This window comes from Duganella sp. HH101 (genome assembly GCF_001758795.1).
In the GTDB taxonomy this organism is placed as follows: Bacteria; Pseudomonadota; Gammaproteobacteria; order Burkholderiales; family Burkholderiaceae_D; genus Rugamonas; species Rugamonas rivuli.
In genome coordinates, this window is the sequence record NZ_LRON01000012.1 from 63,028 (window position 1) to 78,084 (window position 15,057).

The window sequence follows — 15,057 nt, forward strand, 5'->3', positions numbered from 1 at the left end:
AGGCTGATTGCATGAAAATATTCCTGAACCTGGTCGGCTGCCTGGCCGTCGCGCTGGGCATCCTCGGCATTTTTTTGCCGCTGCTGCCGACCACACCCTTCCTGCTGCTGGCCTCGGCCTGCTTCGCGCGCGGCTCGACCCGCATGCACCACTGGCTGCAGACCAACCGCGTCTTCGGCAAATACCTGCGCGACTACGAGAACGGCCAAGGCATCCCGTTGCGCGGCAAGGTCTGGGTGTTGATCTTCATGTGGGCCTCGCTGGGCTACTCGATATGGCGCGTGGGCAAGCTGCCGTTGCAGATCATGCTGGTGGCCATCGGTGTCGGCGTGACCATCTACCTGACCCGCTTCGTGCCCACCATGCGCCTCCCCAAATAATCACGCCCCGTTCGACGCGCGCTGGACCTTGCTGATGTGCCGGTCCAGGCTGTTGGCGAAGTTCTGCCGGTCGCCCTGGCTGAAGGCGGCCGGGCCGCCGGTGTCGACGCCGCTGCCGCGCAGCTCGTCCATGAAGGCGCGCATGGTCAGCATCTGCGCGATGTTGTCGTTGGTGTAGAACTCGCCGCGCGGATTGAGCGCGTAGCCGCCCTTCTTCAGCACATCCGAGGCCAGCGGGATGTCGCCGGTGACGACCAGGTCGCCCGGCGCCAGCAGGCGCACGATTTCCTGGTCCGCCACGTCGGCGCCGGACGGCACTTGCACCGAGCGGATGTGGCGCGACGGCGGCACCCGCAGCAGCTGGTTGGCCACCAGCGTGACCTGCAGCGGCACGCGGTCGGCCACGCGATAAAGGATGTCCTTGATGACCGCCGGGCAGGCGTCGGCGTCGACCCAGATCTGCATCACAGATCCCACAGTTCGCCGTTGGGATTGGTGCGCGGCGGCGTCACGCCGAAGTGCTTGTACGCGGCAGGCGTGGCGACGCGGCCGCGCGGCGTGCGTTGCAGGAAGCCTTGCTGGATCAGATAGGGTTCCAATACGTCCTCGATGGTGTCGGCCGCTTCGCCGATGGCCGCCGCCAGGTTGCCGATGCCGACCGGGCCGCCGCCGAATTTGTACAGCACCGCTTCGAGCAGCTTGCGGTCCATGACGTCGAAGCCGACGGTGTCGACGTCGAGCATGACCAGCGCGGCGTCGGCCACGGTCTTGGTGATGTCGCCGTTGCCTTTGACCTCGGCGTAGTCGCGCACGCGGCGCAGCAGGCGGTTGGCGATACGCGGCGTGCCGCGCGCGCGGCGGGCTATCTCCACCGCGCCGTCGGGAGCGATGTTGGCCTTCAACAGCGCGGCGCTGCGGGTGACGATCTTGGTCAGTTCCTCGGTGTTGTAGAACTCCAGCCGGGCGACGATGCCGAAACGGTCGCGCAGCGGATTGGTCAGCATGCCGGCGCGGGTGGTGGCGCCGACCAGCGTGAACGGTTGCAGGTCCAGCTTGACGGAGCGCGCGGCCGGGCCTTCGCCGATCATGATGTCGATCTGGTAGTCCTCCAGCGCCGGGTACAGAATCTCTTCGACCACCGGCGACAGGCGGTGGATCTCATCGATGAACAGGACGTCGTTGGCTTCCAGGTTGGTCAGGATGGCGGCCAGGTCGCCGGGGCGTTCCAGCACCGGGCCGGAAGTCTGGCGCAGGTTGACGCCCATCTCGCGGGCGATGATGTTGGCCAGCGTGGTCTTGCCCAGGCCGGGCGGGCCGAACAGCAGGGTGTGGTCCAGCGCTTCCTTGCGGTTGCGGGCGGCGGCGATGAAGATTTCCAGTTGGTCGCGGATCTTGGACTGGCCGACGTATTCATCGAGATGCTTGGGGCGCAAGGCGCGCTCGATCGCCTCCTCATTCGGCGACGACGGCGCCGCGTCGATGATGCGCTGTTCGGTGAAGCTGTCGGTCTGGATGCTCATGCAATCTATTTCTTTTTAATTGGTGCGGTTTGCAGTATGCGCTGCATGTATTCTTTGATGCCTTGTTTGGCGGCTCGCAGTTGATCCTGCTCTTCGGCCGACAGCATTCTAGCTTCAGCCGCCAAATCAGGCGGGGTATCGAGCTTGACCACCAGCGATTCTACCTTGCCTTCAGCCAGCAACCTCTTCCAGGCGTTCAATGATTCTTTCGCTCGTTGAAGTTCGGCAGAGATATCGGGTTTCTGAGGCCGTGAGGCAGTTGAATCCGAATCCGAAACGTTGACGCCACCAGTCTTCAATGTGTCCATGTTGCCTCCTTAGTGCGGCGGTTTGCAGATCGGTCGGCGCCAGCTTCGCCGAATAGTCCTTGCCGGTCAGGGCGGTGGCGCCGAGCACATGCCCGCCCTGCGCAAGAATATGACCGCGAAGGTTAGCAAGCGTGCCACCTTGGCCGATAAAATCGTCTACCAGAACGTAGTTTAGGCCAAGTGAGGCCACCCCACTGAAAATTGCTTGCCTTTGCAAGCGTGCGTAGCCATTGGCGCCAGTATGGTTGACCTTGTTCGCCTGAACGCCAGATTTTGCAGAGGCATAAGCACGATGGCGCTTAACCAAACTTTCCGAAGCATGTATGAAGACGTCCGGGAAATCGCCCCAAGGAAATCTTGTTGGCTGGCTCATCGCTGGCACTCCGTCTAAGCTCGACTTTCGAGCTTAGACGGAGTGCCATGGATTCGATTGAGCCGTATCAGCCTTTGGACAGCGCCTTCAGCGCCTGCTTGATGCCGTCCGAGACGCCGCTGCCGGCCGGCACGGTCTTCAGTGCCAGCAAGGCTTCCTTGTCGGAGTAGCCCAGCGCCAGCAGCGCGTTCAGGATGTCGGATTGCGAGTCCGGCACGGCGTGCGCGCCGCCGGCGCCGATGTCCGCGCCCAGCTTGCCCTTCAGCTCCAGCAGCAACCGCTCGGCCGTCTTCTTGCCTATGCCCGGCACCTTGACCAGGCGGCCCGATTCCTGCAACGTCACCGCCTGCGCCAGGTCGGCGATCGACATGCCCGACAAAATCGACAACGCGGTGCGCGCGCCGACGCCGGTGATCTTGATCAGCTGGCGGAACACCGCCCGCTCCTCGGCGTTGCCGAAGCCGAACAGCAGATGGGCATCCTCGCGGATCGCCTGGTGCGTGAACAGCACCACTTTCTCGCCCACGCCGGGCAGGTTGTAGAAAGTGCTCATCGGCACATCGACTTCGTAGCCGACACCGCCGCAGTCAACAAGCAGTTGCGGCGGATTTTTTTCAAGCAGAATACCGGAGAGACGACCGATCATCGTGTGATTGCCTTTAAAGAGGAAGGTTTAGCCGACCAGGCGGCCGTTTTTCATGCGCAGGCCGGCCAGCGGGCCGCGCGCGGCCGTGGTCGTGCCCTGGCCGGCGCCGGCGATCAGGGTCAGCGTTTCGCGACTGTGCGCGTGGCAGATGGCGACGCCGAGCGCATCGGCGGCATCGGTGCCGGGCAGGCCGGGCAGCGACAGCAGCCGCGCCACCATGTCCTGCACCTGCGCCTTGACCGCGCGCCCCGTGCCCACCACCGCCTGCTTGACCTGCGTCGGCGAATACTCGGCCACGCTCAGCTCGGCCGACACCAGCGCGCAAATGGCCGCGCCGCGCGCCTGGCCCAGCAGCAAAGTCGATTGCGGATTGACGTTGACGAACACCTGCTCGATGGCGGCGTAGTCGGGTTGGTAGGTGCGGGCCACCTCGGCCACGCCATCCAGGATCACCTTGAGGCGGGTGGGCAGATCCCCCTCGCCACTCTTGATGGTGCCGGAAGCGATGTAGCGCAGCTTGGCGCCCTGCTTGTGGATGACGCCAAAGCCGGTCGTGCGCAAGCCGGGGTCGATGCCGAGAATAATCATTCCCGGATTGTAACCGGGAACATTGAATGCTGTATATAAAAACAGTGCGGCGGATCCACAGATCCGCCGCACTGTGCAAGCTTGCGGGCCTTCTAGTGCTAAATGAGGTTGCTGAAACGTGGTCGCAGCGAGGCGCGGCGCCGAAGACAGTGCGCTAGCACGGCAAGGGGCCGCAACGAAGCTGCGGCCGCGTTTCAGCGACCGATTAGTGGCGGAAGTGGCGGGTGCCGGTGTACAGCATGACCACGCCGCGCTCATCGGCCGCGTCGATCACTTCCTGGTCGCGCATCGAGCCGCCCGGATGGATCACGCAGGTCGCGCCCGCATCGACCACCACGTCCAGGCCGTCGCGGAACGGGAAGAAGGCATCCGACGCCACGACCGAACCGGTCAGCGACAGGCCGGCGTTCTGCGCCTTGATCGAGGCGATGCGGGCCGAGTCGATACGGCTCATCTGGCCTGCGCCCACGCCCAGGGTCATGTTGTTACCGCAGAAGACGATGGCGTTGGACTTGACGTACTTGGCCACGCGCCAGGCGAACATCATGTCTTGCAGTTGCTGCGGCGTAGGCTGCAGCTTGCTGACCACTTTCAGGTCGGCGATCAGCACGTTCTTCGAATCGGCCGACTGCACCAGCAAACCGCCGCCGACGCGCTTGAAGTCCATGGCGTTGACGCCGTTACCCAGCGGGATTTCCAGCAGGCGCACGTTCTGCTTGGCCGACAGGATCTGCTTGGCTTCAGCGGTGAAGCTCGGTGCGATCAGCACTTCGACGAACAGCTTGGCCAGCTCGGTCGCGGCGGCGGCGTCCACTTCCACGTTGAAGGCGATGATGCCGCCGAACGCCGAGGTCGGATCGGTCTGCAGCGCGCGCTTGTACGCATCGGCAGCATTGGCGCCCAGCGCCACGCCGCACGGATTGGCGTGCTTGACGATCACGCAGGCGGCGCTCTGGTCGAAGCTGCCCATGCTCTTCACGCATTCCCATGCGGCGTCCGCATCGGCGATGTTGTTGAACGACAGTTCCTTGCCCTGCAGCTGGCGGTAGTTGGCCAGCGCGCCTTCGGTCGGGGCGACGTCACGGTAGAACGCGGCCGACTGGTGCGGGTTTTCGCCGTAGCGCATGTCCTGCACTTTTTCGAAGGCCACGTTCAGCGTCTTCGGATAGGTGTTACGGCTGGCGTGGGCGCGGCTGGCGTCCAGGCTGGTCAGGTAGTTGGCGATGGCGCCGTCGTACTGCGCGGTGTGCGCGTAGACCTTGGTGGCCAGCGTGAAGCGGGTGTCGTAGCTGACGTAGCCCGGGGCGTTGTCGGAGGCCTTCATTTCAGCCAGCACCACGCCGTAGTCGGCAGGGTCGCAGATGACGACCACGTCCTTGTGGTTCTTGGCGGACGAACGCAGCATGGCCGGGCCGCCGATGTCGATGTTCTCGATCGCGTCTTCCAGCGTGCAGGTATCCTTGGCCACGGTGGCCTGGAACGGGTACAGGTTGACCACCACCATGTCGATGGTCGGGATGTTGTGCTCTGCCAGCTTGGCCATGTGCTCCGGGAAATCGCGACGGGCCAGGATGCCGCCGTGGACTTTCGGGTGCAGCGTCTTGACGCGGCCATCGAGCATCTCCGGGAAGCCGGTGTAGTCGGCCACTTCGGTCACAGCGACGCCGTTGTCGGCCAGCAGTTTGGCGGTGCCGCCGGTCGACAGGATGTTAACGCCCATGGCGGACAGCGCGCGGGCGAAGTCCAGCACGCCGGTTTTGTCGGAGACGGAGATGAGAGCTTGTTTAATCATGGCTTGAGAGGGGCTAGTGGTTGAATATGAGGTAAAACGTATTCGGTATTGCGGGTGCGGCATCGCGGCCGTCCCCAGCCACTCATGCCGGAAAAACGCGCGCTGTTACAGCAGGCCGTGTTCTTGCAGTTTTTTGCGCAAGGTATTGCGGTTGATGCCCAGCATCTGCGCGGCATGCGACTGGTTGCCGTCGGCGCGCGTCATGACCACTTCCAGGATCGGTTTTTCCACGGTCAGCACGACCATGTCGTAGATGTTCGATGCCTGCTGCTCGCCCAGGTCGTTGAAGTAATCTTCGAGGCTCTTCTGGACTACTTCCTGGATGCTTTCTTTGCTCATTTTATATCGTTCGCTGTTTTAATCTGTTGACGCTGGTAAATCGCTCCTAGGGCTTGTGGCCCGGGCGCTTACCCTTCTGATCCGACTTTTTTAGGCTCTCTACGCCGTCTTACGCCGCTTCCAATTCTTCGGGGAGGCGGTATTGTAACCGCTCGCCGTAACTCCACTGGGATTCGAAGAATTGATCGACGGCAATCAGTTGTTCCTCGGTGGATTCCAGCAGGTTCATCCGCTGGCGGAATTCCTCGCCGCCCTGCAGGTCGCGCACATACCAGCCGATGTGCTTGCGCGCCGTGCGCACGCCCAGATAGTCGCCGTAGAAAGCATAGTGGGCGCGCAGGTGTTCATCCATCAGGGCGCGCACTTCGTCCACATACGGCGCCGGCAGATGGGTGCCGGTGCGCAGGTAATGGTCGATCTCGCGGAAGATCCACGGACGGCCCTGGGCGGCGCGGCCCACCATGACGGCGTCGGCGCCGGTGTAGTCGAGCACGAACCTGGCCTTTTCGGGCGTAGTGATGTCGCCGTTGGCCACCACCGGAATAGCAACCGAGCGCTTGACCGCCGCGATGGTGTCGTACTCGGCGTCGCCGGTGTAACCGTCGGCCCGGGTGCGGCCGTGCAGCGTCAGCATGGCGATGCCGGCGTCCTCGGCGATGCGCGCGATGTTCAGCGCGTTTTTGTGGGAACGATCCCAGCCGGTGCGGAACTTGAGCGTGACGGGCACGTCGACCGCCCCCACCACGGCGTCGAGGATCTGCTTGACCAGCACTTCGTCCTGCAACAGCGCGGAACCGCACCAGGCGTTGCAGACTTTCTTGACCGGGCAACCCATGTTGATATCGATGATCTGGGCGCCGCGCTCGACGTTGAAGCGGGCGCAATCGGCCAGGTCCTGCGGATCGGCGCCGGCGATCTGCACCGCTTTCGGCTCCATCTCGCCGGTGTGGTCGGTACGGCGCGAGCTTTTTTCGGTCGCCCACAAGCGCGGATTCGAGGCCGCCATTTCGGACACCGCATAGCCGGCTCCGAGCTGTTTGCACAGCTGGCGGAAGGGGCGGTCGGTGACGCCGGCCATGGGGGCGACGAAAACGTTGTTGCGCAGTAAATGAGGGCCGATTTGCACTGGCGATACCTGAACGTGAAGAAGGAACCCTCTATTTTAACCGAAGGGGTGCTCAAATAATAAGCACTATTTTTTATGTATTCGGCAAATGTGCAGCCTTGCCGTTATGAACGAACATTTCCGTGCATAAACTATAAGCACGGTCGTCAGATAATATCGTCCATGGCTGCCAGGCTCAGGTGATCGACTTCGCCCCAGCTGGTGAGCGCCAACTTACCGTCGGACCAAGTGAAACGGTTGATGCTGGCGTTCTTGACCTGGAAGTCTCGCGGACTGTCGAGCGACATGCCGACCGCTTCCCGGTAAGCGCACTCCAGCACGCCGCCATGGGCGACGATGGCGATGGTGCGGCCCGGATGGCGCTCGGCCCAGGCGGCGATGCCCGCGGTCGAGCGCTGGTAGAACTGGCGGAAACTTTCCGCCTCGCGCACGCCGGACGGCATCACGGCGTCGATATCGCGCGCCTGCCACAGTGCGTACTCGGCCGGGTATTGCCGTTCGATCTCGGCGTACAGCATGCCTTCGAACACGCCGTAGCAGCGTTCGCGCAGCTGGTCGTCGGTGTGCACGGCCAGGCCGTCGTACTGGTCGGCCACGGCCTGCGCCGTTTGCATCGCCCGCTGCAGGTCGCTGGAGACCAGCACGTCGACCTGCTCGGCGGCCAGCGCCTGCGCCAGCGCGCCGGCCTGGCGCGCGCCCTCTTCATTCAACCCGATATCGGTGTGGCCCTGCAGGCGGCGCACGGCGTTCCAGGAGGTCTCGCCGTGGCGGATCAGAAAAATAGTGGTGTTCTTCATTCAATCTTTTTTCTGGACCGGCGCGGCCTGGCGGCCAGGGCCGGGTTCAGGGTGTAGGTGCCGATTAGTTGGGCTTCGTCGATGATGTGGCCGTACATGGCGCCGAGCACCTCGGCGCAGCCGAAACGCGCGCCCAGTGCCAGGCGCGGGATGTCCAGCGCGTAGATGCGGAAAATGTAATGGTGCACACGCTCATCGTTAAACGGCGGACAGGGGCCATCATACCCGTAATAGTCGCCGGCCATGGCCGGGTCGGCCGAAAACCAGGCGCTGTAGTCGTTGACGCCCTGGCGCAGCGGCATGCCGTCCAGCAGCACCTCCGGCCCCGGCTTGCCGCGCGCGGTCACGCCGTCCGCCAGCGCGCCCTCGGCGATCGCCTGCAGGCTGGGCGGGATATCGACCAGGCTCCAGTGGAAGAAATCGCCGCGCGGCAGGCTGGCCGGCAGCATGCGGCCGGCGCGGTTGACGTCGGACTCATCCTGCGGCGCGTCGCCGTCTATGCACAGCAGCACCAGCGATTCGGTGCCGGCCGGCACGTCGCGCCAGGCCAGCTGGGGATTGCGGTTGGCGGCCAGGCCGACCTGCCGGCCGGCGGCATCCAGGGCCGCGAAAGCGTTGTGCGCCGGAATGGCGCCGCCGTCGCGGAAGCTGTCGCTTGAAAGTTTCATGCCCGTCTCCCAACCACGGTTTTACCTGGCGTTCGTTTGCAGCCAGAACGTTACGGGACCATCGTTGGTCAGCGCAACCTTCATGTCCGCGCCAAACTGGCCGGTTTGCACCACTTGATGCTTCAGACGCGCCTGCTCGACAAAATAGTTGAACAGACGCAGGCCGTCGGCCGGCGCGGCGGCCGGCGTGAACGACGGCCGCGTGCCGGACTTGGTGTCCGCCGCCAGCGTGAACTGCGGCACCAGCAGCAGGCCGCCTTCGACGTCGGTGACGCTGCGGTTCATCTTGCCGGTCTCGTCCGCGAAGACGCGGTAGCCCAGCAATTTGGCCAGCAGCGCATCGGCTTCCTTCTCGGTGTCGTTGCGTTCGGCGCACACCAGCACCATCAAGCCGGCGTCGATGGCGCCGATGGTGGCGCCGTCGACCACCACGCTGGCGCTGCTGACGCGTTGCAGCAGCCCTATCATGCCGTCAGCGTGACGCGCGCGAACTTGCGCTTGCCCACTTGCAGCACGAAGGTGCCGGCCTCGATCTTGACCGTCTTGTCGCTGATCACCGTGCCGTCTATGCGCACACCGCCCTGGTCTATCATACGGCCCGCTTCCGACACCGAGGCGCACAGGTTCGCCGACTTCAGCAGCTGCTGGATGCCGGCCGGAGCGCCCGGCAGCGTGATTTCAGGCACGTCGTCCGGAATGCCGCCCTTGGAGCGGTTGACGAAGTCGTTCAGTGCCTCTTCCGCCGCGCCCTGCGAGTGGAAGCGGGCGACGATTTCCTGCGCCAGCGCCACTTTGGCGTCGCGCGGGTTGGCGCCGCCGTCGACGGTGGCCTTCAGCGCGGCCAGGTCGGCGAGCGAGCGGAACGACAGCAGTTCGTAATATTTCCACATCATCAAGTCGGAGATGCTCATGATCTTGGCGAACATGGTGTTGGCCGGTTCGGTGATGCCGATGTAGTTGTTCTTCGACTTGGACATCTTGTCGACGCCGTCCAGGCCTTCCAGCAGCGGCATGGTCAGGATGCACTGCGGTTCCTGGTCGTAGTCCTTCTGCAGCTCGCGGCCGACCAGCAGGTTGAATTTCTGGTCGGTGCCGCCCAGCTCAAGGTCGGCCTTCAAAGCGACCGAATCGTAGCCCTGCATCAAAGGATAAAGGAACTCGTGGACCGCAATCGGGGTCCCACTCTTGAAGCGCTTACTGAAATCGTCGCGCTCCATCATGCGGGCCACCGTGTAGTGCGAGGCCAGCTTGATCAGGCCGCGCGCGCCCAGCGGGTCGCACCATTCGGAGTTGTAGCGGATTTCGGTCTTGGCCGGGTCCAGCACCAGCGAAGCCTGCTTGAAGTAGGTCATGGCGTTTTGCTCGACCTGCTCGCGCGTCAGCGGCGGACGGGTGGCGTTGCGGCCGGACGGATCGCCGATCATCGACGTGAAATCGCCGATCAGGAAGATCACCTGGTGGCCCAGGTCTTGCAGCTGGCGCATCTTGTTCAATACAACGGTGTGGCCAAGGTGCAGGTCGGGTGCGGTAGGATCCAGGCCCAGCTTGATACGCAGCGGCACGCCGCTTTGTTCGGAGCGCGCCAGCTTTTGGGCGAACTCGCTTTCAATCAGCAACTCGTCGACACCGCGTTTGGTGATGGCGAGAGCCTCCAGAACCTTGTCGGTCAACGGCAACGCTTTAGAGGGAGCCACGGGTGTCGAAGAAGAGGTAGTCATAATTTTGTGCAGGTATTTTTCAGAAAAAGAGGGGCAGCTTCAGGAGTTTGATATAATCCTCGATCCATCAATCTTGCCGTACGAAAACGAACTTTAATAACAATTAGAAGAAATAAAACGTTCCTGAATAGTTCAAGCGGCAAATTTTAACTGATTGCATGAACCAAATACATAAATTCACGAGCTCACGCTTGTTCAGTCTGCTAGGTTCTACGCGCAAGGCGCGCATCATCAGCGCGTCTGCATTGTTTCTTGCAGTGTGTGCTTTTGGTGCCGCCGGCGTAGCGCCGCTCGCCCCTGACGCGTCCGACCTGCCGGTCAAATCGGTCCAGGAATCGGTAGCACTGCCAGACCTCAGCTCCCAGATCTCCGCGCTTGAACAGCAATCCTCCACCGAACACTTCGTCCACGAAGAAAAAATCCGCGCCGGCGATACGCTGGCAGCGCTGCTGACCCGCCTCGGCGTCGACGACGACGCGGCCGAGAACTTTATCAAAAAAGACAAGGTGGCGAAAGGCGTCATGCAGCTCAAGACCGGCAAGCGCGTCCAGGCGCAGACGGACGACGAGGGCAATCTGCAATGGCTGCGCGCGGTCGTGGTGGATGGCAAGGATATTCCGGTCAAGAACATCAAGATCAGCCGCAAGGGTGACGGCTTTATCGCGGAAGAAGTGGCGGCCAAGCTGGAACGGCGCGTGGAAATGCATGCGCGTACCATCAGCTCGACGCTGTATGCGGCGACCGATTCGAGCGAAGACGGCGCCAAGCTGCCGGACACCATCGTCAAGCAGATCGTCGAGATGTTCTCGACCAGCATCGACTTCCGCGGCGACCTGAAGCGCGGCGACCATTTCAACGTGGTCTATGAAACCTTCTGGCAGGATGGCGAGTTTGTGCGAGCGGGCCGCATCCTGGCCGGCGAGTTCACCAACAAGGGCACGACGTATCAGTCGGTCTGGTTCGAAGACCCGCAAAGCAAACAGGGCGGCGGCTACTACAGCTTCGACGGCAAAGCCCTCAAGAAAGCCTTCCTCAAGTCCCCGGTCGAATTCTCCCGTATTTCCTCAGGCTTCGCGATGCGCGTGCATCCGATTTCCGGCCAGTGGAAAGCCCACAAAGGTATCGACTTCCCTGCTCCGACCGGCACCCCCATCCGCGCATCGGGCGATGGCGTGATCGATTTCGCCGGCACGCAAAACGGCTACGGCAATTTCGTCATGATCAAGCACTGGGCCAACTACACCACGGCTTACGCCCACATGAGCCGCTTTGCGCCTGGCATCAAAAAAGGCAGCAAGGTCAGCCAGGGTGACGTGATCGGCTACGTCGGCACCACCGGCTGGTCGACCGGCGCGCACTTGCACTACGAATTCCGCGTCGGCGGCGAAGCCAAGGATCCGAGCACGATGAACGTGCAGGCCCAGGCGCCGCTGACCGCCGCCGAGATGTCGCGCTTCAAGGCCTACGCCTCCGATATGTCGCACCGCTTCGCGCTGCTGCAGCCGGGCGGCTCCGGCGGCACCCGCGTCGCGGCGAAATAAGCGCGGCAAATCAAGCACTCCGAAACAGGCCGCCTTTGCGGCCTGTTTTTTTATCATCATGCGCCGACGGGGCCGCTTCTTCCGTGCGACAGCACACGCATACTCAGGCAAAATACGCTTTTCAGTTTCGGGATGCGGCAATGTCTTTGTATATCGGTTTGATGTCCGGCACCAGCCTGGACGGCGTGGACGGCGCGCTGGCGCGCTTCAGCGACGACGCCATCGACACGCTGGCGGCCGCCTACGTGCCCTTCCCGCCGGCGCTGCGCGCCGAGCTGATGGCCTTGCAGGCCGCCGGCCACAACGAGATCGAGCGCGAGGCGCTGGCCGCCAACCAGCTGGCGCGCTATTACGCCGAGTGCGTGCAGGCGCTGCTGGCCGACGCCTCGCTGCAGGCGCAGGATATCCGCGCGGTGGCGGTGCACGGCCAGACCATCCGCCACCGTCCTGAACTGGGCTTCACGCGCCAGACCAACAATCCCGCCCTGCTGGCCGAGCTGTGCGGCATCGACGTCATCGCCGATTTCCGCAGCCGCGACATCGCCGCCGGCGGCCAGGGCGCGCCGCTGGTGCCGGCCTTCCACCAGGCGCTGTTCGGCAAGGCCGGGCAGACGCGGGTGGTGGCCAATATCGGCGGCATCTCGAACATCAGCGTGCTGGCAGATGGCACCGTCACCGGTTTCGATACCGGCCCCGGCAACGTGCTGATGGATGCGTGGATCGCGCGCCACCAGGGCAAGGAGTTCGACCAGGACGGCGCCTGGGCGGCCAGCGGCCAGGCCATTCCCGGCCTGTTGGCGGCCATGCTGGCCGAACCGTACTTCGCGCTGCCGGCGCCCAAGAGCACCGGCCGCGACCTGTTCCACATCAATTGGCTGGACCGGCACCTGGCGGCCTTCCCGGACGCGGCGCCGGCCGACGTCCAGCGCACGCTGACGCGGCTGACGGCGCTGACGCTGGCGCAGGCGATCCAGGCCCATGGCGCGGGCGCGCAGGCGGTCTACGTGTGCGGAGGCGGCGCCTGCAACGGCGTGCTGATGGATGAGCTGGGCGCGGCGCTGGGCCCGCAGGTGGCGCTGGCGTCGACGCAGGCGCTGGGCGTGGCGCCGAACCGGGTCGAGGCGATGGCCTTCGCCTGGCTGGGCTACCGTTTCACCGAGCGCACGGCGGGCAACCTGCCGTCGGTGACGGGCGCCAGGGGCGATCGCGTACTGGGCGCGCTCTACCCTCGTTAAAACAAAAACGGCGGTACAACCGGAGTTGTCCGCCGTTGATGGGGCAAACTAATTTAGACCGAGAACGACGAGCCGCAGCCGCAGGTCGAGGTGGCGGTCGGATTCTTGATCACGAACTGCGCGCCTTCCAGGTCGTCCTTGTAGTCGATTTCCGCGCCGACCAGGTACTGGTAGCTCATCGAATCGATCAACAGCTGGACGCCGTTCTTGACCATGGTGGTGTCGTCTTCGTTGACGATTTCGTCAAACGTGAAGCCGTACTGGAAGCCGGAGCAGCCGCCACCCTGCACGAACACGCGCAGTTTGAGATCTGGATTACCCTCTTCCTCGATCAGTTGGGCGACCTTCTCCGCCGCGCTGTCGGTGAAGATAATAGGCGACGGGATTACATCGAGCGATTCGGCGACAGCATTCATTTCAGACTCCTACGTGAAAACATTTGATCCATTATAGACCGTTGGCGTAAATTATGCTCCGGAGACCGCCAAAAACGGCTCCGCGCCGGAGCTGTCGCGATGGGTCAAGGTGCCCAACACCTGCGCGCCGCCGTGCATTTCCAGGACTTTGTAGCTTACATCCCCAATGATACGGGCACTGGGCTGGATTTCAAGCAGGTCGCTACTGAAAACGCAACCCCGGACCTCGCCGTTGACCACCAGGTGGTCGCAGCGTATCTCCCCTTCCACACGGGCGTGCTCGGCGATGACCAGATAGCTGGGATGTCCTGCCTCCCCGACAACATTGCCGATGACCTCGCCGTCGATGCGCAAGCCGCCCCGGAACAGCACATTGCCTTGCACGCGGGTGGCGGAGCCGATCAGGCTGTCCATGGCTATCATCTGCGGCTCTCTGCTGGCGAGGTGGGCGGGAATCTTCAATCTACTATCCCCGCCCTGCCGCACTTTGATTTACGGCAGCAGCGCGATCTGGGTCAGGCCGGTGGTTTCTTCCAGGCCGAACATCAGATTCATGCACTGCACCGCCTGGCCGGACGCGCCCTTGACCAGGTTGTCCTGCACCACCAGCACGATCACGGTGTTGCCGTTGTCCGGGCGATGCAGCGCCAGGCGCAGCATATTGGAGCCACGGGTGGAACGGGTTTCCGGATGCGAGCCGAACGGCATCACGTCGACGAACGGCGAGTCCTGGTACTGCGCTTCGAACAGCGCCTGCAGTTCCTCGTTGCTGACGTCCTTGGTCAGGCGGCCGTACAGCGTCGAGTGCATGCCGCGTATCATCGGCACCAGGTGCGGCGTGAACACCAGGCCGACCTTGTCGGCGGTGAACTTCTGCAGCTGCGCCGAGGTTTCCGGCGTGTGGCGGTGGCCGGCCACGCCGTAGGCCTTGAAGTTGTCGCTCGATTCCGAGAACAGCGTGGCGATCTCGGCCTTGCGGCCGGCGCCGGACACGCCCGACTTGCAGTCGGCGATCAGCGCACCGGCATCGATCAGGCCGCCCTTCAGCAGCGGGTAGTAGCCCAGCTGCATGGTGGTCGGGTAGCAGCCCGGATTGGCGACCAGGCGCGCGCCCTTGATGGCTTCGCGGTTCAGTTCAGCCAGGCCGTAGGCGGCTTCTTCCAGCAGCTCCGGGCAAGTGTGGTCGATCTTGTACCATTTTTCAAAGACGGCCTTGTCCTTGATGCGGAAGTCCGCCGCCAGGTCGATCACCTTGACGCCGGCCGCCAGCAGCGCCGGCGCCTGCGCCATGGCGACACCGTGCGGGGTGGCGAAGAACACCACGTCGCACTTGCTCAGGTCGGCCTTGTCCGGCGACGAGAAGGCGATGTTCACGCGGCCGCGCAGCGAAGGGAACATATCGGCAACGGGCAAGCCATCTTCCTTGCGCGACGTGATCGCCGTCAGCTGCACATCAGGGTGGACTGCCAACAGTCGCAGCAATTCCACTCCGGTGTATCCGGTGCCGCCGACGATGCCAACTTTGATCATGTTCTTTCCTTGAATGAGGTAATGCGTGGAGGGGACTGCCATTTTATCAGGCATATGCGACAGACGCGTTACGCTGCAAA

Annotated in this window: 19 protein-coding genes; 3 read left to right on the forward strand and 16 right to left on the reverse strand. The window is 63.3% G+C overall.

Annotated elements, in window-relative coordinates; translation table 11 throughout:
- The first annotated feature begins 11 nt into the window (after nucleotides 1–11).
- Nucleotides 12–380: a YbaN family protein gene (locus tag DUGA2_RS19285; protein ID WP_070271124.1), complete on the forward strand. Its 369-nt coding sequence runs from the start codon at nucleotides 12–14 to the stop codon at nucleotides 378–380.
- On the opposite strand, the gene DUGA2_RS19290 is transcribed toward DUGA2_RS19285, so the two are convergent.
- The 13 genes from DUGA2_RS19290 to tyrS form a co-directional block, all read right to left on the reverse strand.
- Nucleotides 381–845: a YaiI/YqxD family protein gene (locus DUGA2_RS19290; protein ID WP_070271125.1), complete on the reverse strand. Its 465-nt coding sequence runs from the start codon at nucleotides 843–845 to the stop codon at nucleotides 381–383.
- Complete coding sequence (gene ruvB, locus DUGA2_RS19295; RefSeq protein ID WP_008445167.1) at nucleotides 845–1,900, reverse strand: Holliday junction branch migration DNA helicase RuvB; 1,056 nt, start codon at nucleotides 1,898–1,900, stop codon at nucleotides 845–847. Before ruvB ends, DUGA2_RS19290 begins: the two co-directional genes overlap by 1 nt.
- Nucleotides 1,901–1,905: 5 nt before the next feature.
- Nucleotides 1,906–2,100: a hypothetical protein gene (locus DUGA2_RS33640; protein WP_141753318.1), complete on the reverse strand. Its 195-nt coding sequence runs from the start codon at nucleotides 2,098–2,100 to the stop codon at nucleotides 1,906–1,908.
- Complete coding sequence (locus tag DUGA2_RS32830) at nucleotides 2,072–2,581, reverse strand: phosphoribosyltransferase (protein WP_071658949.1); 510 nt, start codon at nucleotides 2,579–2,581, stop codon at nucleotides 2,072–2,074. The genes DUGA2_RS33640 and DUGA2_RS32830 overlap by 29 nt, the downstream gene beginning before the upstream one ends.
- A 67-nt stretch (nucleotides 2,582–2,648) precedes the next feature.
- Nucleotides 2,649–3,227 carry a Holliday junction branch migration protein RuvA gene (ruvA, locus tag DUGA2_RS19300; RefSeq protein ID WP_070271126.1) on the reverse strand — a complete coding sequence of 193 codons (579 nt, stop codon included), beginning with the start codon at nucleotides 3,225–3,227 and terminating at the stop codon, nucleotides 2,649–2,651.
- Nucleotides 3,228–3,254: 27 nt separating this feature from the next.
- Nucleotides 3,255–3,815 (reverse strand): crossover junction endodeoxyribonuclease RuvC, encoded by a 561-nt coding sequence (gene ruvC, locus DUGA2_RS19305; RefSeq protein ID WP_070271127.1) that lies wholly within the window; start codon nucleotides 3,813–3,815, stop codon nucleotides 3,255–3,257.
- Between the two features lie 205 nt (nucleotides 3,816–4,020).
- A complete protein-coding gene (gene purH / locus DUGA2_RS19310) occupies nucleotides 4,021–5,607 on the reverse strand; it encodes a bifunctional phosphoribosylaminoimidazolecarboxamide formyltransferase/IMP cyclohydrolase (RefSeq protein ID WP_070271128.1) in 1,587 nt (528 codons plus the stop codon).
- 105 nt (nucleotides 5,608–5,712) lie between these two features.
- Entirely contained in the window at nucleotides 5,713–5,946 is a 234-nt protein-coding gene (locus DUGA2_RS19315) for a helix-turn-helix domain-containing protein (RefSeq protein WP_008445162.1), read from the reverse strand.
- Nucleotides 5,947–6,055: 109 nt separating this feature from the next.
- Nucleotides 6,056–7,072, reverse strand: a complete 1,017-nt coding sequence (dusB, locus tag DUGA2_RS19320; protein WP_071658950.1) for a tRNA dihydrouridine synthase DusB — start codon at nucleotides 7,070–7,072, stop codon at nucleotides 6,056–6,058.
- A gap of 146 nt (nucleotides 7,073–7,218) precedes the next feature.
- Nucleotides 7,219–7,869, reverse strand: coding sequence for a histidine phosphatase family protein (locus DUGA2_RS19325; protein WP_070271130.1), 651 nt, complete (start codon nucleotides 7,867–7,869; stop codon nucleotides 7,219–7,221).
- Entirely contained in the window at nucleotides 7,866–8,537 is a 672-nt protein-coding gene (locus DUGA2_RS19330) for a YbhB/YbcL family Raf kinase inhibitor-like protein (protein ID WP_070271131.1), read from the reverse strand. The genes DUGA2_RS19325 and DUGA2_RS19330 overlap by 4 nt, the downstream gene beginning before the upstream one ends.
- A gap of 21 nt (nucleotides 8,538–8,558) precedes the next feature.
- Nucleotides 8,559–9,005 carry a D-aminoacyl-tRNA deacylase gene (dtd, locus tag DUGA2_RS19335; RefSeq protein ID WP_070271132.1) on the reverse strand — a complete coding sequence of 149 codons (447 nt, stop codon included), beginning with the start codon at nucleotides 9,003–9,005 and terminating at the stop codon, nucleotides 8,559–8,561.
- Nucleotides 9,002–10,255: a tyrosine--tRNA ligase gene (gene tyrS, locus DUGA2_RS19340; protein WP_070271133.1), complete on the reverse strand. Its 1,254-nt coding sequence runs from the start codon at nucleotides 10,253–10,255 to the stop codon at nucleotides 9,002–9,004. The genes dtd and tyrS overlap by 4 nt, the downstream gene beginning before the upstream one ends.
- Before the next feature lie 158 nt (nucleotides 10,256–10,413).
- Between tyrS and DUGA2_RS19345 the strand changes: the two genes are divergently transcribed.
- A complete protein-coding gene (locus DUGA2_RS19345; protein ID WP_043479745.1) occupies nucleotides 10,414–11,796 on the forward strand; it encodes a peptidoglycan DD-metalloendopeptidase family protein in 1,383 nt (460 codons plus the stop codon).
- 140 nt (nucleotides 11,797–11,936) lie between these two features.
- Nucleotides 11,937–13,031: an anhydro-N-acetylmuramic acid kinase gene (locus tag DUGA2_RS19350; RefSeq protein ID WP_070271134.1), complete on the forward strand. Its 1,095-nt coding sequence runs from the start codon at nucleotides 11,937–11,939 to the stop codon at nucleotides 13,029–13,031.
- A 53-nt stretch (nucleotides 13,032–13,084) separates the two neighbouring features.
- On the opposite strand, the gene erpA is transcribed toward DUGA2_RS19350, so the two are convergent.
- From erpA to argC, 3 genes are all read right to left on the reverse strand, one after another.
- Complete coding sequence (erpA, locus tag DUGA2_RS19355) at nucleotides 13,085–13,447, reverse strand: iron-sulfur cluster insertion protein ErpA (protein ID WP_008445143.1); 363 nt, start codon at nucleotides 13,445–13,447, stop codon at nucleotides 13,085–13,087.
- 51 nt (nucleotides 13,448–13,498) lie between these two features.
- The gene (locus DUGA2_RS19360) at nucleotides 13,499–13,870 is read right to left on the reverse strand and encodes a polymer-forming cytoskeletal protein (RefSeq protein ID WP_070271232.1); all 372 of its coding nucleotides are present in this window, start codon (nucleotides 13,868–13,870) and stop codon (nucleotides 13,499–13,501) included.
- A 69-nt stretch (nucleotides 13,871–13,939) separates the two neighbouring features.
- A complete protein-coding gene (gene argC / locus DUGA2_RS19365; RefSeq protein WP_070271135.1) occupies nucleotides 13,940–14,977 on the reverse strand; it encodes an N-acetyl-gamma-glutamyl-phosphate reductase in 1,038 nt (345 codons plus the stop codon).
- Between the last annotated feature and the right edge of the window lie 80 nt (nucleotides 14,978–15,057).